The organism is Myxococcus sp. XM-1-1-1 (assembly GCF_020037095.1).
Lineage (GTDB): Bacteria > Myxococcota > Myxococcia > Myxococcales > Myxococcaceae > Myxococcus > Myxococcus fulvus.
Genome location: NZ_JAIQDH010000001.1, coordinates 764,997 through 785,623 on the forward strand (window position 1 = coordinate 764,997; position 20,627 = coordinate 785,623).

19 protein-coding genes are annotated in these 20,627 nt (G+C 69.8%); 4 read left to right on the forward strand and 15 right to left on the reverse strand.

Translation table 11 applies throughout. From position 1 onward, the window contains the following. Positions 1–53: 53 nt before the first annotated feature. The 6 genes from K8640_RS03205 to K8640_RS03230 form a co-directional block, all read right to left on the reverse strand. Complete coding sequence (locus K8640_RS03205; protein WP_223745712.1) at positions 54–1,679, reverse strand: AmpG family muropeptide MFS transporter; 1,626 nt, start codon at positions 1,677–1,679, stop codon at positions 54–56. Positions 1,680–1,753: 74 nt separating this feature from the next. Further along, entirely contained in the window at positions 1,754–2,716 is a 963-nt protein-coding gene (locus tag K8640_RS03210) for a hypothetical protein (RefSeq protein ID WP_223745713.1), read from the reverse strand. Positions 2,717–2,727: 11 nt separating this feature from the next. Next, entirely contained in the window at positions 2,728–4,329 is a 1,602-nt protein-coding gene (locus K8640_RS03215; protein WP_223745714.1) for a caspase family protein, read from the reverse strand. Then, complete coding sequence (locus tag K8640_RS03220; RefSeq protein WP_223745715.1) at positions 4,326–5,096, reverse strand: ACP synthase; 771 nt, start codon at positions 5,094–5,096, stop codon at positions 4,326–4,328. The genes K8640_RS03215 and K8640_RS03220 overlap by 4 nt, the downstream gene beginning before the upstream one ends. Next, entirely contained in the window at positions 5,093–5,635 is a 543-nt protein-coding gene (locus tag K8640_RS03225) for an RNA polymerase sigma factor (protein ID WP_223745716.1), read from the reverse strand. Before K8640_RS03225 ends, K8640_RS03220 begins: the two co-directional genes overlap by 4 nt. Positions 5,636–5,660: 25 nt before the next feature. Further along, positions 5,661–6,647, reverse strand: coding sequence for a hypothetical protein (locus K8640_RS03230; protein WP_223745717.1), 987 nt, complete (start codon positions 6,645–6,647; stop codon positions 5,661–5,663). A gap of 246 nt (positions 6,648–6,893) precedes the next feature. Here K8640_RS03230 and K8640_RS03235 point away from each other — a divergent pair, with 246 nt between their 5' ends. Further along, positions 6,894–7,718, forward strand: coding sequence for a nucleotidyltransferase (locus K8640_RS03235; protein WP_223745869.1), 825 nt, complete (start codon positions 6,894–6,896; stop codon positions 7,716–7,718). Beyond that, positions 7,702–8,406, forward strand: a complete 705-nt coding sequence (locus K8640_RS03240; protein WP_046714952.1) for a metallophosphoesterase — start codon at positions 7,702–7,704, stop codon at positions 8,404–8,406. The genes K8640_RS03235 and K8640_RS03240 overlap by 17 nt, the downstream gene beginning before the upstream one ends. A gap of 9 nt (positions 8,407–8,415) precedes the next feature. Here K8640_RS03240 and K8640_RS03245 read toward each other — a convergent pair whose 3' ends face one another. From K8640_RS03245 to K8640_RS03275, 7 genes are all read right to left on the reverse strand, one after another. Further along, positions 8,416–8,784, reverse strand: coding sequence for a Rieske (2Fe-2S) protein (locus K8640_RS03245; protein ID WP_223745718.1), 369 nt, complete (start codon positions 8,782–8,784; stop codon positions 8,416–8,418). Further along, positions 8,781–10,118: a homogentisate 1,2-dioxygenase gene (gene hmgA / locus K8640_RS03250; protein WP_223745719.1), complete on the reverse strand. Its 1,338-nt coding sequence runs from the start codon at positions 10,116–10,118 to the stop codon at positions 8,781–8,783. Before hmgA ends, K8640_RS03245 begins: the two co-directional genes overlap by 4 nt. Positions 10,119–10,148: 30 nt before the next feature. Continuing rightward, positions 10,149–11,225 carry a 4-hydroxyphenylpyruvate dioxygenase gene (gene hppD, locus K8640_RS03255; RefSeq protein WP_223745720.1) on the reverse strand — a complete coding sequence of 359 codons (1,077 nt, stop codon included), beginning with the start codon at positions 11,223–11,225 and terminating at the stop codon, positions 10,149–10,151. A 216-nt stretch (positions 11,226–11,441) separates the two neighbouring features. Next, positions 11,442–12,902 (reverse strand): DUF4340 domain-containing protein, encoded by a 1,461-nt coding sequence (locus tag K8640_RS03260; protein ID WP_223745721.1) that lies wholly within the window; start codon positions 12,900–12,902, stop codon positions 11,442–11,444. Further along, on the reverse strand, positions 12,899–14,458 hold the full coding sequence (locus K8640_RS03265) for a GldG family protein (RefSeq protein WP_223745722.1): 1,560 nt from the start codon (positions 14,456–14,458) through the stop codon (positions 12,899–12,901). The genes K8640_RS03260 and K8640_RS03265 overlap by 4 nt, the downstream gene beginning before the upstream one ends. Positions 14,459–14,494: 36 nt before the next feature. Next, positions 14,495–15,301 carry an ABC transporter permease gene (locus tag K8640_RS03270; protein ID WP_223745723.1) on the reverse strand — a complete coding sequence of 269 codons (807 nt, stop codon included), beginning with the start codon at positions 15,299–15,301 and terminating at the stop codon, positions 14,495–14,497. Positions 15,302–15,343: 42 nt separating this feature from the next. Beyond that, the gene (locus tag K8640_RS03275; RefSeq protein WP_223745870.1) at positions 15,344–16,066 is read right to left on the reverse strand and encodes an ABC transporter ATP-binding protein; all 723 of its coding nucleotides are present in this window, start codon (positions 16,064–16,066) and stop codon (positions 15,344–15,346) included. A gap of 227 nt (positions 16,067–16,293) precedes the next feature. Between K8640_RS03275 and K8640_RS03280 the strand changes: the two genes are divergently transcribed. After that, on the forward strand, positions 16,294–17,487 hold the full coding sequence (locus K8640_RS03280) for an aspartate kinase (RefSeq protein ID WP_223745724.1): 1,194 nt from the start codon (positions 16,294–16,296) through the stop codon (positions 17,485–17,487). Positions 17,488–17,635: 148 nt separating this feature from the next. Here K8640_RS03280 and K8640_RS03285 read toward each other — a convergent pair whose 3' ends face one another. Beyond that, positions 17,636–19,273, reverse strand: a complete 1,638-nt coding sequence (locus K8640_RS03285) for a nitrous oxide reductase family maturation protein NosD (protein WP_223745725.1) — start codon at positions 19,271–19,273, stop codon at positions 17,636–17,638. A 406-nt stretch (positions 19,274–19,679) separates the two neighbouring features. Here K8640_RS03285 and K8640_RS03290 point away from each other — a divergent pair, with 406 nt between their 5' ends. Beyond that, positions 19,680–20,072, forward strand: a complete 393-nt coding sequence (locus K8640_RS03290; RefSeq protein WP_223745726.1) for a LysM peptidoglycan-binding domain-containing protein — start codon at positions 19,680–19,682, stop codon at positions 20,070–20,072. Positions 20,073–20,081: 9 nt separating this feature from the next. Here K8640_RS03290 and K8640_RS03295 read toward each other — a convergent pair whose 3' ends face one another. Continuing rightward, positions 20,082–20,522: a hypothetical protein gene (locus K8640_RS03295; RefSeq protein WP_223745727.1), complete on the reverse strand. Its 441-nt coding sequence runs from the start codon at positions 20,520–20,522 to the stop codon at positions 20,082–20,084. Positions 20,523–20,627: the final 105 nt, after the last annotated feature.

The following is a 20,627-nucleotide window of genomic DNA, read 5'->3' on the forward strand; positions in this document are numbered from 1 at the left end:
CTGCCTTCTCGACCCGCTGTCCTCGGGTGGACCGAGACCCGCCCGAAGTCCCGCTACGGGCTGGGCGCGCCGGAGGGGGAGGGGGGCGCCTCCTGCTCGGGCAGGTAGAAGGCCCCGGAGCGCGCGGCGAGCACGGCGGCGGTGAGCAGGCCCACCGTCAACCCGAAGACGATGATGCTCGCCAGCGTCACCCAGTCGGTGACACCCGCCGGCTGGAACAGCGCGCCGAAGGGCGTGGCGAAGTCGAAGCCCGCCTGGGGCGTCTTGCGCAGGTTCTGCACCGCGGTGAGCAGCGCCGTCGTCACCAGTCCCAGGCCCATGCCCACCACGGCCGCGAGCGCCGCGCTGCCCACCATCATCGGCCGGCTCACGGCGCGCGTGGTCGGGCGGCTCTGCACGTCGAAGTCCGGGTCCCTCACGCCCAGCGGCACGAAGCGCGCGAGCAGCAGCAGGCCGGGAATGCCGCCCACCATGGTGAACCAGAAGAAGGGCTCCCAGCCGATGGAATACACGAGGAAGCCGGCGATGGGGCCCGCCACCACGCGCGGAATCGAGAACAGGCTGGAGAGCAGCGCGAACTGCGTGGCGGAGAAGCGCTTCTGCGTCAGCCGCATCAGCAGCACGGAGAAGGCGCCCGTGCCCAGGCCTTGCGTCACCTGCTCGAAGCCGATGGCGCTGTACATCAGCCACACGTTGGGCGCGCCCGCGCGGGCCACGAGCACGTAGCCGATGTTGGAGACAATCTGGATGACGCCGAACACCCACAGCGCGCGGCCCAGCCCCAGCACCGTCGTCCACGCGCCGCCCACCAGCGTGCCCAGGATGGTGCCGAACAGGCCAATCGTCCCGAGCGCCACGCCGCGGTGCAGGTCGCTGTAGCCCATGTCCACCAGGAACGGGCGCAAGAGCGTGCCGCCGAGGTTGTCGGCCAGCTTGTAGAGGAAGACGAAGGCGAGGATTTCGAGCGCGCGGTGCCGCGACAGGAAGCCCACGAACGGATACCAGACGGCGTCCTTGAGGGACTTGGGCGGGGTGAGCCGCTCCTCGGGCTCCGGCGCGAAGCGGGTGATGACGAGCATGGGCAGGTACAGCGTCGCCAGCCCGATGACCACCCACTTCCACGACACGCGGCCCGCGAGGGTGATCGCCGCCGACCCCGCGATGAACATGGCCGCGCGGTACAGCGCCACGCGCGCGCCCACCGCCACGCCCTGCTCCTCCTTGCGCAAGACCTCCACCGCGTACGCGTCGATGGCGATGTCCTGCGTCGCGGACGCGAAGGCCACCGCCATGGCCAGCGCGCCCACCACCCACGCGGCCTCGGGATGTTCTCCCAGCCCCGCGAGCGCCAGCGTCGTGGCGAACAGCGCCACCTGCGCCACCGCCATCCAGCCCCGCCGCCGTCCCCAGAAGGGCGGCACGTAGCGGTCCATCAGCGGCGACCAGATGAACTTGAAGGACCAGGGCGCCTGCGCCAGCGTGATGAGGCCCACCACGCGGATGTCCACGCCGATGCTGCGCAGCCAGTCCGGGATGGCGATCCACACCAGGCCCAGCGGCAGACCCGAGGAGAACGAGAGCAGGGTGACGGAGGCCGTCCGCCAGGACGCCATGGCCCGAGCCAGGCTGGCCCACGTCCCCGGTCGCTTCTCCCCACTCTTGCCGCCCTGCTCGCTCATAGGCGGCGGACTCTATACCAGCCGCGTGCGGGGCCCAGGCCGTCCCGCGCTCCTGCGCTCGGAGGGTTGGCCGGTCACCGGTCCAGCGCCGACAGGTCCGGGCAGGAGGCTCGCACGCCCTCAGTCGGATTGAAGATGTCCCAGGAGCGGGCGATGAACGTCACCTTGCCCTGGGCATCCCAGCACTCGGTGTACTTCGCGCCCGGGATGTCGCCCTTCAATATCTCCACCGCGCCCAGGCCCCGGCCGTCCGGCGCCCAGCGCGTGGTGAGCGCCATGTCCTCCTTCAACCCCCCGAGCACGAAGTCCGTCTGGGCCAGCTCGAAGGTCATCTCCGCCACGCCGCCCTCGCCCTCCCGGTACACGTAGCGCGAGGGCAGGGGCCGGGTGGTGTCCGCGAAGGTCCAGACCAGCTCCACCCGCGTGGGGAACGTCTGCGTCTGGTAGTGGATCTCCTGCCGGTCGATGACGTCCACGCCCAGGTACCCCTCCTCGCGCGAGCGCTTCAGGTCCAGGATGAGGCCGCCCGTCCCCCGGCGCACGCCGCCGGTCGCCTCGAAGTGGCCGGAGAGGAAGCTCCACCAGTCGCCCTCACCCTCGCCGACGTCGCGAAGCTGGAGGTGGTAGTCGAAGCGGCCCCCCTCACGCGTCATCACGAAGCGCGTGTCGAACTTCATGTCGTTCCTGCCCGGGAACGGCCCCCAGACCCGACGGTTGGGGCCGCGGGAGGTCGCCGGCTGGGTCCGGATGTTCTCGATGGCCTGCAGCATGTTGCCGACCGAGTCGTTGAAGTCGCGGCCCGTCTCGGACGTGTCGCCGACGATGCCGGAGACCTCTCCCAGCCTCCCCAGTCGCAGGGCGTGGACCTTGGACGCCACGCGCAGGGCCCGGGTCTTCGCCTGCTCCTGCCCGAGCACCTTCGCCATCAGGTCCTCGCGCCGGGGGATGGCGTTCTGGAACTCCAGGTCGTCGTTGGAGAAGTCGCCGCCGCACGCGGCCAGGGCCAGACACAGGCAGATGGGCGTCAGGTATCGCATCGAACGCTCCTTCATGGCCGGTAGGTGAGGAGCGCGCCCAGCTCCCAGAAGCCCAGGGAGCGTTGCTCGTCCACGGTGTAGAGCAGGTAGTGGAGCCGGGCACGCCCCGTCACGTGCAGGCGTCGCAAGGGCTGCCAGCGCAACCCCGCGACGAGCCCCGGCGAGAACATCGCGAACTTCTGGTCCGGATACGCGGCCTCCTCGAAGTCGCGCCGCATCACGAGGTACGCCATGCGCGCGCCGACGAAGGGGGTGACGCGTCCCTGGGGCCACTCGGACGCGAGCGTCGTGCCCAGGCTCGTCACCGAGTACCGGTACGCGGGGCCACTCAACGTGGGCAGGTCCAACAGCGCCTGCTTGCGCCCCAGCGCCACGTCCACGCCCCACACCCAGTCGCGTCGGAAGTAGTCGTGCAGCTGCGCCTCCGCGCCCAGCAGGCCCACCGAGAGGAACAGCGACTGGCGCGTGGGCGCGTCGAAGTAGGACTGCACCGCGCCGGACAGGCCCAGCGTCCACCACGCGCCACCGTCCAGGCTCACGCCCTTCACCGGGTCGTCGGAGAAGGGCGCGTCCCTCAAGCGCGACTCCTCCAGCACCACGGGCTGTCCGCGCGACACCTGCACCTCGCCGATGCGCAGCTTGTCCGGGAGCCGGCGCTTCACGCGGTACGTGCCGGGCGCCAGGGCCACGCGGCGCTCCACGCCGTCCGTCTTGTCCAGCTCCGCCACCACCAGCCCGGCCGGGTCCACGAAGTAGTACATGCCCGGAGGCGCCACCCGCGGCACCACCAGCCCGTCGCCACCCGCGCGCAGGTCCGTGAGCACCAGGTCCCCGTTGCCCGCCAGGTCGTAGCTGAACGTGGGGTGCTGCGCGCCGCCGCTGCTCGCCGCGGTGTCCGCCACCGTGCGCGCGTACGCATGCGAGTACGCCTCGAACAGCGTCACCCGCCCATCACCGCTGCGGTCCGCGTCGCCCAACAGGCCGCTCGCCAGGTGGTGCGAGAAGTAGCTGCCGCCCAGCGCGTCCGACTCCTGCGAGTCCTCGTCCGCCGCGCTCGAGGTGAGGATGACCAGGCCCCGCGCGTCGCGCGACGCGCCGGACTCGATCTCGAAGGCCGGGACCCGCCGCGCGCCCTTGGTGCGCGTCATCGCGCCGGAGCGGCACGAGTCGAGAATCGCGATGCGGATGTCCGCGGGCGCGCTCGACAGCCGGCGCTTCAAGTCATCGAAGCCCAGGCGCGTGTTGCCCAGCCGCAGCGTGCCGTCCTTCGCGTGGCCGGAGTAGTAGACGAGCAGCGCCGTGCGCTCGCCCCGCTCCTGGGCGGCCTTCGCGCGCGCCTCCAGGTCCGTGAGCGCCGCGAGGAAGTCCTTCGACGTCTCGTTGAGCAGGAGCTTCGCGTCGCCGGGAGCCACGCCGCCCAGCCGCGCCAGCAGCCCGTGCATCTTGCGCGCGTCGTCGCGGGCGAAGCGCAGGGGCCGCGTCTCGTCGCCGCCCTCGTCGTTGCCGGCAATCAGCGCGAAGCGGCGCAGGCTGTCCGCGTGCGCCGCCGAGGCCACGGTGAGCGCGAGCACCAGGCCCAGGGCCCGCCCGAATGGGAAGAGGGGTGGGCTCATGGCTTGAGCAGCACCCAGTGCGTCTGCGCGCCCTTCACGTCCAGCGGCGCCATCCGCTCCACCTCGCCGCCCGCCGCCGCGAACGCGCGCCGCGTCGCCTCCACCAGCGACTCCACCGCGAAGGGCTCGTCACCCAGCACCAGTACCACGCGCTCGACGCCCGAGCCGGTGAACTCCCAGCTCCCCTCCAGCCAGTGCACCTCCGTGCCGGGCTCCACCGCCACGCTGGCGCCGGACTCCGGATGCAGCGCCGTCACCTCGCCGATGGCATCCACGGACACGGCGGCCATGTACCGGTGCGCGCCCGCCTTGTAGCCCAGCATCACCCGCTCGCCGGGCTCCAGCGCCTCGGGCCTGTCCGGCCGTGCCTCGCGCTGCGGGCCCGTGCCGCCGCCGATGCGCAGCTCCGCTGCGTCGCCGCCACCCTTGCGCCGGTTCCACTCCGGGCCTTGTTCCAGCAGCGGCTTCGCGAGCACCACCACCAGCAGCGACGCGGCCAGGGCCACCGTCGCGGGCACCCAGCGCCGGGGGGGAGGGCGCGGGGCCCGCTGTTGTTGCTGGCGCTCCAGGGCCCGCTCGACGCCCGCCTCGAAGCGCTCGAAGGGGAGCTCCGCCTCGAAGCGCGCCTGGTGCTCCTCGAGCCCCTTCAGCACGGCGCCGCAGGTGACGCAGCCGGCCGCGTGGGCCCGGACGCGATGGGCCTCGGGGGAGGCCAGCTCGCCGGCCCTCAGGCGCCGCAGTGTCCACTCCGACTCGTGCGCGCTCATCGAACCCTCAGCTCCTCTCCGCCCAGCTCGGCGAAGCGCTCCAGCCGCTTGCGGATGGTGGGCACCGAGCGCCCCAGCATCGCGGCCACCTCTTCCAAGGTCATCCCGTCCACGTGGTAGTGGACCACCGCCGCCTGCGTCTCCTCATCCACCTTCGACAGCAGCCGGCGCACCAGGTCCCGCGTCTCCAGCTCACCGTCCCCGCCGTGTCCCTCCGAGCGCGCGGCGGCGTCGCGCTCGAACCACTGCCTCCAGCCCGCGCGCTCCGAGCGCAGCTGGTTGAGGCAGTGGTGGGTGGCGATCTTCATCAACCACGTCAGCGGCGAGGCGTCCGCGCGGAAGTCCTCCGCGTGGGCCAGGGCGCGCGCGAAGACGTCATGCATCGCGTCCTCCGCCTTCGCCGCGTCCTTCAACAGATAGCGGCAGCGTCCCATCACGCTGCCGCCGTACCGCGTGTACAGCTCGCGCAGGAAGTCACGCCGGTCCGGGAGGGGACCGCCTTGGATGACCCGGAGGGCCGGCTGGCGCGGAGCTGTCACGCACCCCAGACTAGCGCGAGCCGCCTCACAACGAGGAGTAGACCGCGGTGCTGAACCCGCCACAGGCGCTCACCGCCCCGTAGCCGATGACCGGGTTGTAGCTGGCCGCGTAGTAGGTGCTCATGTGCCCCGGGTCCCAGCACTCGTTGACGGTGGCCTCGCCGAAGAGGTCCCCGCCCGACAGCTTGATGTCCGAGCGGCCAGACCCGTCGCGCTCCCAGCGGCTCTTGATGGCCAGCCGCTCCAGCTTCGCGCGCGTCGGGTCCGCGTCGATGTCCTGCTGCGACACGAAGTCCAGCTCACCGCCGGAGCCCGGGGCCTGCTTGAAGCGATACTTCGCGCTCGTCACCAGGTCGCCCGTGTTGGTGTAGTCGAAGTCTGCCTCCACCGACGCCGTCGCGTTCGGCCCGGTGCGCGAGTAGCGGACCTCCAGCGTGGCCAGGGGCTGCTCGCCCGCCTCGTTGCCGGGCAGCGCGCGCTCCTTCTCGAAGTCGATGAGGAACTGGCCGGAGCCGTAGCCCGACAGCCGCTCGCCATCCCCATCCACGCCCGCCGTGTGCGAGCCGGACAGCACCGTCTTGAAGCCCGAGTCCGGCTCCAGCCGGCCCTTGGCATCCAGCACCCACGAGTACGTGTCGCCTCCGGTGTGCTTGACGGTCAGCTTCCACGTGAGGGGGTCCAGGGGGCCGGTGTGCGGGCCCCACACGGCGATGTCCCCGTCGATGGAGGAGGGCGGGTGCTTGACGATCTCCGCCACCAGCCCGAGCACGCTCAGCGTGGCGGCGTTGATGCTCACGGCGGCGGTGGCGGTGAGGAGGTAGTTCCCCGACAGCTGACCCTCGCCGTAGTACGCGGACGTCTTGCCCTGCCCGTCGCCCGTCGGTCCCGGCGACGACACCTCCACCATCTGCTTGGAGGGCACTCCCTGGCGGAACGACTCCACGTCCTGCTTCTTGTCGGAGTCACAACCCACCAGCATCAGGGCGGCACACAGCAGGCTCTTGCGCAGCATGGTCCTTCTTCCTTCCTGTTCGGATGGCCCCCGGCGGGCCGTGCGGCAGCGTGTTCGCTCCTATGGACACAGCCCCGTCGGAAAACAGAAAAGGCGTCCGGCTGACCTTGAAAGCCTCCGTGATTCCAGGGGGTTGAAGGCCGCCTGGCTGCTCCTCGGGCGACTTCGGGCGGCTTTCGGACGATGGAAATGCAGCGTCCCTACCTTTCGCCCATGGAAAAACGACACCCCAACCATCCTGGCGAGATGGGCACCGACGCGGCGTTGGCCGAGCGCGAGCGCACCTCGGACGAGCTCAACGCGCGAGCGCGGGCCGTGGGGCTGCTGCGTGAGGCGGGGGTGCCCTTCGTGGTGGGCGGCGCGTATGCATACGCCACCTACACCGGCATCTATCGTGACACGAAGGACCTGGACCTGTTCCCCCGCAAGGCGGACGCGGCGCGTGCGCTGGAGGTCCTGGGGAAGGACGGCTGGCGCACCGAGCGCACCGACGAGGTGTGGCTCTACAAGGCCTTCAAGGGGGAGTACTTCGTCGACTTCATCTTCTCGTCCGGCAACGGTGTGGCGGTGGTGGACGACGGGTGGTTCGAGCACGCGCGGACCTCCACCATCTTCGGACACGAGTGCCTGGTCGCGCCCGCCGAGGAGATGATCTGGTCCAAGGCGTTCGTCGCCGAGCGCGAGCGCTTCGACGGCGCGGACGTCAACCACCTCATCCTCAAGGCGGGCAAGCAGATGGACTGGGAGCGGCTGATGCGCCGCTTCGACCGGTACTGGGAGGTGCTGCTCAGCCACCTCATGATGTTCCGCTTCGCCTATCCCTCCGAGCGGGACCTCATCCCCGACTGGGTGATGGCGGAGCTGATGCGGCGCACGCTGGACAGCATGCGCGACGGCGGCTGGGAGCAGAAGCTGTGTCGGGGCAACCTCGTCTCCAAGGTGAACTACCACGTGGACATCCACCACTGGGGGTTCGGGGACGGGCGGGCCTGGGACGAGAGCGAACGACGACTGGGGGGCGAGCGTGGCGAGGGATCCGAGCTCGAAGGTTCGATTGGCGGCGGTCGGTGACCTTCACTGTCGTGAGGACCAGCACGGCCGGTTCCGGCACCTCGTCAAGCAGGTGAACGCGACGGCGGACCTGCTGGTGCTGTGCGGGGACCTCACGGACCGCGGCATGGTGGAGGAGGGCAAGGTGCTCGCCGAGGACCTCTCGGCGCTGCGCGTGCCATGCGCGGCGGTGCTCGGCAACCACGACTACGAGCAGGGCCACGTGAAGGACATCTGCGCGGAGCTGGCCAAGGCCGGTGTGCACATCCTCGACGGGGACCACTACATCTTCGAGAAGGTGCTCGGCGTGGCCGGGGTGAAGGGCTTCGGCGGCGGCTACGGCAACGCGACGCTGCAGGCCTTCGGTGAGGGGCAGACCAAGGCCTTCGTGCAGGAGGCGGTGACGGAGTCGCTCAAGCTGGAGGCGGCGCTGAGCCACCTGGACACGCCACGCAAGGTCATCATCATGCACTACGCCCCGATTCCGGAGACGCTGGAGGGGGAGAACATCGAGATCCGCCCCTTCCTGGGCACCAGCCGTCTGGCGATGCCCATCGACCACTACGGCGCGGAGGCGGTCTTCCACGGACACGCGCACCACGGCTCGCTGCAGGGGAAGACCAAGAGCGGCATCCCCGTCTTCAACGTCGCCATGCCCCTGCTCACGAAGCACACGCCGGACCAGCGCTACGTGCTGCTGGAGGTGTAGCGCCGCCGCTCAGGTGGTGACGACCATGCCGTCCTCCACCTTCACGGGCCAGGGCGTCAGGGAGGCGCCGTTGCACGGGCCTCCCACGCACCTGCCGTCGTCGGGGCGGAAGAGCGCGCCGTGCCAGCCGCAGACCAGGTGCTGCTTGTCCGGCGTCAGGTACTGGTCCAGCACGCGCGCCAGCGGCAGGCCCGCGTGAGGACACCGGTCCACGAAGCCGTGGACCTGGCCGTTGTGGCGCACGAGGAAGCCGTGGAAGAAGGCCTCCTCTATCTGGAGGACGAAGTTGCGCGCGCCCGGGTCCGAGAGGGAGTCCACCGGGCACAGCGTGACATCAGGAGGCGTCGTCCAGACGCGCTGCCGGGTCGGAAGGCTCAAGGCAGACGGGCCTTCTCGAAGCCCGCCCAGCAGTCGTCGTAGTCGAGCTGCATGGACGACGTCTCCATGGCGAAGCGCGTGGGGCGGATGACCCAGCGCGACTCGAACATGAACGCCATCGTGTCTTGAATCTTGTGCGGCTTGAGCTCCGCCTTGATGGCCTGCTCGTAGCTGGCGCGGTCCGGACCGTGCCCGCTCATGCAGTTGTGCAGCGACGCGCCGCCCGGAGCGAAGCCGCCGGCCTTGGCGTCGTATACGCCCTGCACCAGCCCCATGAACTCGCTCATCACGTTGCGGTGGAACCAGGGCGGCCGGAACGTGTCGTCGGCCACCATCCACCGCGGCGGGAAGATGACGAAGTCGCAGTTGGCCGTGCCGGGCGACTCGCTGGGCGACGTCAGCACCGTGAAGATGGACGGGTCCGGGTGGTCGTAGCTCACCGTGCCGATGGTGTTGAAGCGCGCCAGGTCGTACTTGTACGGAGCCAGGTTGCCGTGCCACGCCACCACGTCGAGCGGTGAGTGGTCGAACCGCGACGCCCACAGCCGGCCCTGGTACTTCTGCACCACCAGCGTCGGACGGTCCACGTCCTCGAAGGCGGCCACCGGCGTGAGGAAGTCGCGCGCGTTGGCCAGTCCATTCGAGCCGATGGGGCCCAGGTCCGGCAGCCGGAAGAGCGCGCCGTGGTTCTCGCAGATGTAGCCGGCGACGGGGCCGTCCGGCAGCTCCGCGCGGAAGCGCACGCCGCGCGGCACGACGGCGACTTCACCCGGGCGCAGCTCCAGCACGCCCAGCTCCGTCACCAGCGTCAGCCGCCCCGCCTGCGGGACGAGGAGCAGCTCTCCGTCCGCGCTGTAGAACACCTTGTCGGTCATGGACCGGTTGGCGCGGTACAGGTGGATGGAGATGCCGCAGCTCGTGGCCGTGTCGCCGTTGCCGGCGTAGGTGATGAGGCCCTCGACGAAGTCCGTGGGCTCCGTGGGCACGGGCTGGGGGCTCCAGCGCATGCGGTTGGGCGAGGGCGGCACCTCGTCGAAGGGACCGCCGCGCACCAGCCCCTGGGGGTGGGGTTGATACGCGGGATGGTTGGCGCTCGGACGCAGGCGGTACAGCCAGGAGCGCTTGTTCTCCCGGCGCGCCACCGTGAAGGCCGTGCCGGACAGCTGCTCCGCGTACAGTCCGAAGGGGACCTTCTGCGGAGAGTTGCGTCCCACGGGCAGCGCGCCGGAGACGGCCTCCGTCGCCACTTCGTTGCCGAATCCGGAGAGGTAGTCGCCGGGCGCCTTTCGGAGCCCGCTCTTCGGAGGTACCGCGGTTCGATTCTCGAGGGTCACCGTGAAGTTCCTCCGGAGTCGGGCCGGGAGCTACTTCCGGGACTTCTCCACCTTGATGACGCCGCGGCGGATCTGGTCCAACTCGATGGACTCGAACAGGGCCTGGAAGTTGCCGTTGCCGAAGCCCTCGTTGCCCTTGCGCTGGATGATCTCGAAGAAGATGGGGCCGAAGAGGTTGTTGGTGAAGATCTGCAGCAGCAGGCCCTCCTGCTCGTTGCCGTCGATGAGGATGCGGTTCTTGCGCATCCGCTCCAGGTCCTCACCGTGGTTGGGCACGCGCTTGTCGACCAGGTCGTAGTAGGCCTCCAGCGTGTCCTGCAGGTCCACGCCGCGCGCGCGCAGCCGCTCGACGGTGCCGTAGATGTCCTGGGTGGACAGGGCCAGGTGCTGGATGCCCTCGCCGTTGTACTCGCGCAGGAACTCCTCGATCTGCGACTTCTCGTCCTGGCTCTCGTTGAGCGGAATCCGGATGGCGCGGTCCGGGGCGATCATCGCCTGGCTGAACAGGCCCGTGGCCTGGCCCTTGATGTCGAAGTACTTCTGCTCGGTGAAGCCGAAGATGCGGTTGTAGAAGGTCGACCAGGTGCGCATCTGGCCCCGGCGCACGTTGTGCGTCAGGTGGTCCAGCGACTCCAGGCCCACGCTGTTCTTCGCCTCGGACTCGGCGGCGCCGGGAATCTGCACCCAGGAGTCGTAGAGGGTGCCGGCCGCCCCGTGACGGTCGATGAGATACAGCAGGCTGCCACCGATGCCCTGGAGCACATAGAAGCCCTCGCCCAGGGAGCTGGTGGCGGGGTCCGCGGCGACGGCGCCACGCTCCAGCGCCAGCTCGTACGCGGCGCGGGCGTTGGCCACGCGGAACGCCATGGCGTTGGCGGACGGGCCGTGCGCGGCGCGGAACTCGGCGGCCTGACCCGTGGGCTCCTGGTTGATGAGCAGGTTGATGTCGCCCTGCTTGTAGCGGACCAGCGCCTTGGTCGGGTGCCTGGCGTAGGCCGTGAAGCCCAGCTTCTCCACCAGCGCCACCATCGCCTCGGGCGCGGGGCTCGTGAACTCCACGAACTCAAAGCCATTCAGCCCAATCGGGTTTTCCGCCGTGGTCGCCATGACACTGCCTCCGAACATCATCTACGAGTGTGACCAAAAGGTAGGGAGGGGCGGAGGAGGAGGAAAGCACAAAGAATTGCCAGAGAATGTCAGCGGCCCGCACCATCTCCCCAGGGAAGGCCCACGCGAATGTGCACGAGGCGCGCGTCAAATCCGGCGGCGCGTCGCGTCACCTTTCCGACGTAGTGGATTGTCACGATGCGGCCGTGTGTGCCCTCACGGGCCGCGTGCGTTGGCGGGCTCCGCTGCGGGCGCGGCGTCCATCAGGTCCTCGGCTCGCTGGGGCAGGGCGAGGCCCTCGACGGAGACCTCCATCACCTCGGGGCCGGAGCCTCGGGCGTAGCGCAGCTCGGAGGACTCCGGGACTTCGGTGCCCAGCCACAGTCGCGCCAGCTCCTGGCCCTGGGCGCCCAGCAGCACCGCGCCGCGCGAGGCGTCGTCGATGCCGTACTTCGCCCAGCTCCGGGGCTTCGCCTCACCGAAGCTCGTGGCCTTGATGGCACCCAGCGCGCGCAGCAGCGACACGACGCGGAAGTGCTGGGCCTTGCCCTTCACGGGCGACTCCACCTGCCAGGACTCCGTGCCTCCGTCACCCTCGGCCACGTTGACCAGGGTGATGGCGGGCGCGCCGCCGCCCGGGTGGAACACCACGCGCCGCACGTCCTCGCGGCGGAAGCTCAGCACGTGCTTGTCCTTCAGCTCGAGCACGTCCACGTCCAGCACGTCGAGCGTGCCCTCGGGCACCTCGGCCAGCGTCGCGACGAAGCCCTGCTCCCGCAGCGCGTGGAAGCGAGGCGCTCCGTCCTCCATCACCTGCGCCATCCGGATGCGCACGGTGTCGCCCGAGGTCCGCGTGAAGCGCGCGTCCACCAGCGGCGCCTCCAGGCCGAGCTTCTTGCGAGTCTCCGGTGTGTCCTTGGGGAAGGAGAGCGCGCGGTGCTCCTTCAGCGCCTTGAGCAGCGCGGACACCCGGGCCTCGTCCGCGCGCTCGGAGACGGGCTTCGTCAGCCGCCAGCGCGAGGTGCCCTTCTCATGCTCCAGCACGTAGGTGTGCGTCCGAGCGCGGACCTCGATGCCCGCAAGCGCGGTAACCTCCAGCTCGCCGAGCAGCTCCTTCGAGCGCAGCGCGAAGGTGTCCTTGTCCAGGCTCCAGCGCACGGAGCCTTGCGCCGCGTACACCTTGGGGTCTCCTTCGCGGCGCACGTACACGGAGCCATCGAACGTGTTCTCGACGCCGCCATGCAGCGTCACCGCGTGCGGCGAGCCCGACACCTGGGCCTGCGCCGTCACGGTGAACACGGGCGAGTCGAGCCCGTACTTCTTCAGGTCCGCGTCGGTGGGCGCCTCGGCCACCAGGGTGCTCGACTTCGAGCGCTCCAGGGTCTCGAGCAGGGCCTCCACGGCCGCCGGCTCCGCGCGGGCCTGCACGGGCGCGACGATTCGCCATGAACCGTCCGGCCCACGCTCCAGCTCGGTGGTGTCACCTTGTGCGCGAACGGTGATGCGGGTGAACACGGGCGCCGCGTCCTTGCCCGTCGTCGTCCCTGTCGGAGGCGCGAAGAGCTGCTCCGCCACGGCTTGCTCACGTGGCTCGCGCGGCCCGGACTCCTTGCACGCGGGCAGCGCTCCGGTGCCGAGGACGAGCAGCGCGACGAACCCTCCGCGCGAGGCGCTCACTTGTTCCGCCGCGTCAGCCAGATGGCCAGTCCCAGGCCCATCATGGAGAGGGGAATCAGGTCGGTGGAGATGAAGCGGATGTGGTCCATCGCGTCCGTATCCAGCTCCAGCGTCGACACCTCGCGGTCAGGAGGTCGCATCGTCACCTTGGTCACCTGGTTGGAGGCCCAGCCCAGCGTGTTCATCACCAGGTTGCGGTTGGGCTCGTGGCCCCAGTTCGGGTCCAACAGCAGCTCCGAGTCGCCCACCACCACGAGCCGCGCCTCGTCGAAGCGCTTGTCGGCGGCGTCCTTCGTGTCGCGGACGATGGCGGCCGCGAGCGTGAGCTGGCCCGTCTTCTCTCCATCCGACGGCACCGCGTTCTCGTCGGGCTTCGTCTCCACCCAGCCGTGCTGTGAGGTGTGCACCAGCGGCTCCACGCGCACGCCCTCGGCCATGCCCTCGCGCAGCACGGTGAGGCTGCGCGGCGTGGGCAGCTCCACGTTCAGGCCCCGCTGCTTGAGCGGCGCGACGATGGCGTGGGTGCTGTAGAAGGGGGACTGCACGACGTACGGGTTGCCGCTGTTGAACTGCGCATCCGCGGCGATTCCCTCGTCCACCAGGATGCCGTGCTCGGCGAGCAGCTCGCCCAGTCCATCCACGAGCCCCGCGTCGGTGAAGTAGACGAGCCGTCCACCGCTCGCGAGGTACTTGCGCAGCACGGCCACCTCCGGCTGCGTGTACGGCACGCGGGCTCCCGCGATGACGACGAGCGAGGCATCGCGGGGGATGTCCGTGGTGCCCACCAGGTACATGGCCTCCGCGGCGTAGCCTTCCTGGAGCAGCTGCCGGCGCAGCTCCGACAGCGAGCCGCCCGGGTCCGAGGGCGCGGCTTCATCCTTGTCGAGAGGCCACTCGCCGTGCCCGGTGATGAAGTAGACGCGCTGGGTGCCCACCGCGCCCAGCTTGATGAGCGCGTTGGTGAGGTCCTGCTCGGACACGGCGGCGAGCGTCGTGTGCGACTCGCCGCGTGCCAGCACCACGCTCGCCTGACCTTCCTTGAGCTGGTACTTCGAGGCCATCTCGGGAGAGCGGCGCGGGTCCCGGAACTCGTACTCGAACTTCGCCGGCGCCTCCGCGTGGTAGCGCTGGAAGAGCGTCTCCAGCAGCGCGTAGGACTCGTGCGTCGGGGGCAGGAAGCCGATGGCCTTCACCTTCTCCGGCATCGTGCCCAGGGTGGCGATGGTCTGCGGCGCCAGCGTGTGGATGCGCTCCTTCGTCAAGTCCCACTGCGGCGCCTGCTGATGGGCCACGTAGTTGATGCCCACCAGCGCGCCCAGGACGCCGAGCACGGTGAGCACGGAGGTGATGAAGAAGGTGCTCGACTTGCGCGTGGCGAGCTGGCCGAACTGCTTCAGGTTCGTGGCCAGGTACACGCCGACGAGCGCCAGGCCCACGCCCGCCTTCACCCCCGAGGCGATGAGGCTGCCGGAGGTGATGAAGAGGGTGAAGGGGCTGGAGACGAGGAGCAGCAGCCCGAAGGCGCCCAGGTACCTGCCGATGAGGGTCGCGTTCATGTCCGGGGGTTGCCTTTCACGTGAGGGCGGGCCACGTCACGAGACCCAGCGTCGCGCTTCCACGGTGCGGTGCGTGAGCACCAGCGAGAAGACGATGACGGAGGCGAAGAAGACGAAGCTCTTCACGTCCAGGATGCCCTTGAGCAGGTTCTGCAGCTGCGCGTCGAAGGACAGGTGCATCAGCACCGAGCGCGCCGGCTCCTCGGCCCCCTGCGCCACGCCGGACAGCAGCATCCACGGCAGCAGCACCGCGAAGGTGAGGAAGGCCGCGAGCATCTGGCTCTCCGTCAGCGCGGAGATGAACATGCCCACCGCCATGCACGTCGCGCCCCACAGGAGGATGCCGCCGTAGCCCAGCATCACCGTGGACCACTCCAGCGCGGTGCCGGAGTCCGCCTTGCCGAACGCGGAGAGCACCACCGGGAAGACGAGCGTGAGGCCCAGCGTGGCGCAGATGATGCCGACTCCGCCCAGGTACTTGCCCAGCACGATTTCGATGGGGCGCACCGGCGCGGTCATCAGCAGCTCGAGGGTCTTGTTGCGCTTCTCCTCCGCGAACAGGCGCATGGAGAGGAAGGGGGCGACGAACAGGGTGATGATGATGACGATGCCCCACAGCTGGACGACGACGCCGTCGGTGAGGTTGCGGTACGCGGTGAAGTCCTCGGGCAGCTGGGACCAGTTCGTGCTCCGCGCCATCTCCTGCACCTGCTGGAATCGCTCCAGCAGGCCCACGAAGAAGAACGACGAGAGCGCCACCATCGCCGTGAAGACGCCATAGGCCCACGGGGTGGTGAAGTAGAGGGACAGCTCCTTGCGAGCGATGGCCAGGGCGATGCGCATGGGCCGACGGGTTTCCTTGGAAGAGGGACGAAAGGCGCGCGCTCAGGCGGCGGTCAGCTTGATGAAGACTTCTTCCAGCGACGCGCTCTCGGCGGTGCCCTGGGTTCCGGCCAGCTTGCGGAGGTCGTCGTAGGCGGCGATGCGCCCCTGGTTGAGGATGAGGACCTTCTCGCACGTCATCGTCACCTCCGGGAGGATGTGCGTGGAGAGGATGACGGTGTGCCTGCCCGCGAGGCTCTTGATGAGCGCGCGCACCTCGGCGCGCTGGGCGGGGTCGAGCCCTTCGGTCGGCTCGTCGAGGATGAGCACCGGCGGTGAGCCGAGCAGCGCCTGGGCGATGCCGGTGCGCTGCTTGTAGCCCTTGGACAGGTTCGCGAGGACGCGGCCCAACACATGGGTGACGCCGGTGAGGGCGGCCACGCGCTCCACCTCGGTCTTCTGCTCACGCGAGGGCAGGCGCTTGAGCGAGGCGACGAAGCGCAGGTAGCTCTCCACGGTCATCTCCGGGTAGAGCGGCGGCGTCTCCGGCAGGTAGCCGATGCGGCGCTTCACCTCGAGCGGATGCCGGTGGACGTCGAAGCCACCCACCCGGGCCACTCCCTCCGACGCGGGGAGGAAGCCGGTGAGGATCTTCATCGTGGTGGACTTGCCCGCGCCGTTGGGCCCGAGGAAGCCGAGGATTTCGCCCTCTTCGACGCTGAAGGTGAGGTCGTCGATGGCCACGCGGTCGCGATAACGCTTGGTGAGGTGCTGCACCTCGATCATCGCCATGGGGAGGCTCCAGGAAGACGTGCTCGACCTGGGCCGCCGGCCGTGGAGGTGTGTCTCGGACGGCCCGGGCAGAACCGCCGCCGACTATAGGAGGGGTCTTCGGGGTGTCAAGGCGACGCCCGGCGAGTGGCCTGGGTGCTTCCCTTCGCTGGCCGGGCTCCTGCAAGACTCCACTCCGGTGTGGTTCCCCGGACACGCCCAAGAAGGGTAGTGAGACGCTCATGCCTATCGTGGTCCAGAAGTACGGCGGCTCGTCGGTGGCCGACGTGGAGAAGATTCGCAAGGTGGCGCGCCGGGTGAAGGACAAGCGCGACGCCGGGTACCAGGTGGTGGTGGTGGTGAGCGCCATGGGCGACACCACGGACGAGCTGCTGGCGCTGGCCAAGCAGGTGTCCCCGGACCCCGCGCGGCGGGAGCTGGACATGCTGCTGACGTGCGGCGAGCGCATCTCCATGGCGCTGCTGTCCATGGCGCTCCAGGAGATGGTGGTGCCGGCCATCAGCTTCACGGGCAGCCAGAGCGGCATCATCACGACGGACGCGCACGCGCAGGCGCGAATCGTGGAGGTGCGGCCCTACCGCATCCACGACGAGCTGGCGCGGGGCAAGGTGGTCATCGTCGCCGGCTACCAGGGCGTGTCCTACAAGAAGGAGGTCACCACGCTGGGGCGCGGCGGCTCGGACACGACGGCGGTGGCGCTGGCCGCGGCGCTGGAGGCGGAGGCGTGTGAGATCTACTCGGACGTGGATGGCATCTTCAGCGCGGACCCGCGCGTGGTGCCGGACGCCCGCAAGCTGGAGTCGCTGAGCTACGACGAGATGCAGGAGCTGGCGAGCGCGGGAGCCAAGGTGCTCAACGCGCAGGCGGTGGAGTGGGCGAAGTCGCGCGGCATCGCCATCCTCGCGCGCACGGCGCACGCGGAGGGCAGCGGCACGGTGGTGCGTGAGCTGACCGCGCCGTCGGACAGTCGCATCAAGGGCGTCACCGCGGACGCGGAGCTGGCGGTGCTCGCGGCGGGCGCCGAGGTACCGCTGGCGGAGCTCCTGGAGTTCCTGGACGCCCGGGGCGTGCGAGGCCGCTCGCTCGGGTACGACGGGCTGACTGGGGGCGCCGGGCACGCGTACCTGCTGGTGCCGCTGGCGGACATCCACGGGCCGGAGGCGCTGCGCAAGGAGCTGGCCACGCGCTTCGGCGCGGCGGTGACGTGGCGCGAGGAGCTGGGCACCGTGACATGCGTGGGCGTGGGCCTCAACGCGGACTGGGCGCCCTTGCGTCAGTCGCTGGCGGCGGCGGAGGAGCTGGGCGCGAAGGTGCATGCCGCGCACACGTCTCCGCTCCAGCTCACGCTCCTGGTGGATAAGCCGCACCTGAAGCCGCTGACGGCGCGGCTGCACCGCGAGCTGCTCGGCGCGTAGAAGCGAAGACCGATGTCGACACGGCCCGCGCATGTCGGATGCGTGAGGCCGTGCACCGCGGGCGGCGGCCGCGAGCCTCGAACTCGCGACTCACCGCGCGAAGCAACCTCCCACGCGACAGCCCGCGTGGGAGGTCATCACCTGAGTGCTACTCGGTGAGCTCCGCCGTCGCCGTCTGCATGGCGGTGGGGCAGTCGGACTCGATGGCGCCCACGTCCGGCGCGGCGCCGCAGTAGGGCAGGCCCAGGTCCATGCCCTTGTCCACCGCGCCCGGCCCGGGCTCGAGCGAGTCCGTGTCGACCAGCGCGTTGAGCGCCTCGATGGAGGTGACGTCCTGGCCCTCCTGCTGCTTCCACGCGGCGAACAACGTCCCCACCCACGACAGCTCGGGGACGAAGAAGTTGCCCGTCGTGAAGTTGGCGCCCGGCCGGTAGAGGTTGGACTCCATCTTCAAGCCCGGCGCGCTGTGGCCCAGGTGCACCGCGTTCTTCGTGTCGAAGATGTTGTTGCGCACGGCCACGTTGGTGGAGTCGCCCCCCGTGCCGTGGCCGAGCACCAGCGCGAACCCGTTCGTCCCCGTCACGGTGTTGTGCAGCACGCGCACGTCCACGCCGTTCTCGATGCGGATGGCGGAGCCCTCGGGCGTCTTCAGGTTGAAGATGCGGTTGCGCCGGATGGACACGTTGGTGGGCGGGGCATTCAAGCGGTTGCCGCCGATGGCGACGCCCAGCGAGGACTGCGAGATGTCGTTGTCCTCGATGATGATGTTCTTCGCGGAGTAGTGCACCACGATTGCCTCGCCCCGCGACGTCGCGGACTTGGTGAAGCCGTGCATCCGGTTGCCGCGCACCGTGACGTCGTGACACGTCTTGATGTCCACCGCGTTCTCGCGGTTGTCATACATGTCGTTGCCCTCGATGAGGACCCCGGCGGCGGGCGCGTCGTTGCTGAAGCCCTCGGGCCCCAGGCACTGCACGGAGTCACCCGAGTTGTCGTGGATGTCGTTGCCGCGCACGGTGATGTTCTTCGACGTGGGGGCGATGACGACGCCGTGGGAGTCGGTGCTCCCCTGGGCGAAGTGGTGGATGTGGTTGTTCTCGATGGTGACGCCCCGCGCGCCGGCGTCGGTGCTGATGCCGCTGCCGAAGGAGCCGTGGTGCAGGTCGTTGTTCGCCAGCACGCTGCCCTGCGTGTCACCGGCGAACGTCACCGCGACCTGGCGCTGGCCGCGCACGTCGAACTCGAAGCCCTCGATGCGCCAGTTCGGCCGCTGCACGAGCGCCATGTACCACCCGCCCGAGGTGGGGACGATCTTCGCCTTGCCCTCACCACGCAGGGTGATGGGCGCGCTCGCGGTGCCCGCGCGCACGCTGGAGTCGAACACCAGCTTCTCCGCATAGGTGCCCGCCTGGACGCGGATGATCTCGCCTGGACCCGCCAGGGTGATGGCCTTGGAGATGGTGCGCAGCGGCCTCGACTCGTTGCCGGCCGCGGAGTCGTTGCCGGCCGGACTCACGAACCACTCGCGGGAGTACTGAGGCTCGGTGGGCGCCTCGGGTGAGGGCGTGTCCGGAGTGGTGGGCGTCGTTGGAGACGGTGTTGGAATCTCCGTGACGGGGGGCGTGGGGTCCGGCTCGGGCTGCTGGGGATTGCCGGTGGACGGGAGGGTGGGGCGGGTGGGGTTGGGGATGGCGCCCGAGGGGGAGGTGGACTCCGTGTTTCCGGTACAGGCGAGGCCTCCCACGGAGAAAGCTCCGATGAGGCACAGGCTGCGCAGCGTGGACATGGGGGGTTGACTCCTCTGGGGGGGTGAGCGAGCCAATGAACGTCCGGGAGGGCGAGCGCTATTCTGGCTCCCCGCGCCGTCCGTTCCCTCGTGAAGCAGGCGACCTGTCTTCCTTCCCGCGCGAGAAGCACTGGTGAAGGAGGGCCGTGGCTCGGTCCATTCCGGTACCACGAAGCGCCAAGCCGATGGAACGTCACTCGTGCTCGGCCACTTGACGGGCGGCGATGGCTCGCAAGGCCCGTCGTCGAGCGACGAGGCAGTCACTCGCGACGGTGTCCGTTACGCGGCGAACACGAGGGCCTGGAGGGCGAGACAGGAGTCGAGGCGGGCGTGCCTACAGTGCGCCGCCTCGCACGCTGGCCGCTGCGTGGACATCGTGCGACCGGACCCGACAGGAGGAGCGCCCATGGCCCTGCAGAACGACTATCAGGACGTGCTCGAGGTGGCGAAGACGGTTGGCGCGAAGGTCGAGTCCCGAGAGGAGAACGGGAAGCTCATCCTCAAGGGCTCGGTGGACCACGCGTGGGACCGCGACCGCATCTGGGATCAGATCAAGGCGAAGCACGCGAACTGGCAGCAGGAGATCATGGTCAACCTCACCGTGACGAACGCGGAGCCGTACGGCCTCTACACGGTGAAGTCCGGCGACACGCTGGGGAAGCTGGCCAAGGACATCTACGGGGACGTGAAGCTGTACCCCAAGATCTTCGAGGCCAACAAGGACCAGCTCAAGGACCCGGACAAGATCAAGGTGGGCCAGGTGCTCAATCTGCCGCCCAAGTCGATTGCGCAGGCCTGACGGAGCCGGTCAGGGCAGCAGGCCCGGGATGCTGCCACCGGGCCTCGGCGTGAGGTGGAAGCGGATGGAGCCTGGCGCCAGCAGACACGCCGGAGGCACGGGGGCCGGGAGGATGGCCCGGTGCGGTGGCCGCGAGCACATGCCGAGCAGCGGTCCGGTGGAGTAGGGCGCCCAGGGCCATCCACGGTCCACCCGCTCCGGGAGACGGGGCGGCTCGGGGGCGTCGCTCAGGGCGAGCGAGTCCTCCTCGGGCAGCGGCGTCGTGTCCGGCACGAAGACGATGCCCTCGGGGATGGGCTCCTCGCGCTCCGGTGTCCCGATGATGGCCGCGATGCGCTCGGCGCCCTCATCCCGCGACGCGACCCGTCCCGAAGTACACGCACACAGCACCGTGGCGCCCAGGAGGGCGAGGCGTGCGGAACGGGCTGGGAGGGTCAGGCGAGGCGACATGGCTCTCCGGGGCGCTCGGACCGATGTTCCCCTGGGGCTGACCCGAAAGGAAGATGTGCGGCCGGCCTCACGCGGGGGCAATGTCCCCGGGGGTGAGGTGACGCG

Bases quoted from the DNA above. Each gene is read 5' to 3' on its own strand.
- K8640_RS03205 (WP_223745712.1), bottom strand. From the start codon at position 1,679: ATGAGCGAGCAGGGCGGCAAGAGTGGGGAGAAGCGACCGGGGACGTGG.
- K8640_RS03210 (WP_223745713.1), bottom strand. From the start codon at position 2,716: ATGCGATACCTGACGCCCATCTGCCTGTGTCTGGCCCTGGCCGCGTGC.
- K8640_RS03215 (WP_223745714.1), bottom strand. From the start codon at position 4,329: ATGAGCCCACCCCTCTTCCCATTCGGGCGGGCCCTGGGCCTGGTGCTC.
- K8640_RS03220 (WP_223745715.1), bottom strand. From the start codon at position 5,096: ATGAGCGCGCACGAGTCGGAGTGGACACTGCGGCGCCTGAGGGCCGGC.
- K8640_RS03230 (WP_223745717.1), bottom strand. From the start codon at position 6,647: ATGCTGCGCAAGAGCCTGCTGTGTGCCGCCCTGATGCTGGTGGGTTGT.
- K8640_RS03235 (WP_223745869.1), top strand. From the start codon at position 6,894: ATGGGCACCGACGCGGCGTTGGCCGAGCGCGAGCGCACCTCGGACGAG.
- hppD (WP_223745720.1), bottom strand. From the start codon at position 11,225: ATGGCGACCACGGCGGAAAACCCGATTGGGCTGAATGGCTTTGAGTTC.
- K8640_RS03265 (WP_223745722.1), bottom strand. From the start codon at position 14,458: ATGAACGCGACCCTCATCGGCAGGTACCTGGGCGCCTTCGGGCTGCTG.
- K8640_RS03270 (WP_223745723.1), bottom strand. From the start codon at position 15,301: ATGCGCATCGCCCTGGCCATCGCTCGCAAGGAGCTGTCCCTCTACTTC.
- K8640_RS03275 (WP_223745870.1), bottom strand. From the start codon at position 16,066: ATGATCGAGGTGCAGCACCTCACCAAGCGTTATCGCGACCGCGTGGCC.
- K8640_RS03280 (WP_223745724.1), top strand. From the start codon at position 16,294: ATGCCTATCGTGGTCCAGAAGTACGGCGGCTCGTCGGTGGCCGACGTG.
- K8640_RS03285 (WP_223745725.1), bottom strand. From the start codon at position 19,273: ATGTCCACGCTGCGCAGCCTGTGCCTCATCGGAGCTTTCTCCGTGGGA.
- K8640_RS03290 (WP_223745726.1), top strand. From the start codon at position 19,680: ATGGCCCTGCAGAACGACTATCAGGACGTGCTCGAGGTGGCGAAGACG.
- K8640_RS03295 (WP_223745727.1), bottom strand. From the start codon at position 20,522: ATGTCGCCTCGCCTGACCCTCCCAGCCCGTTCCGCACGCCTCGCCCTC.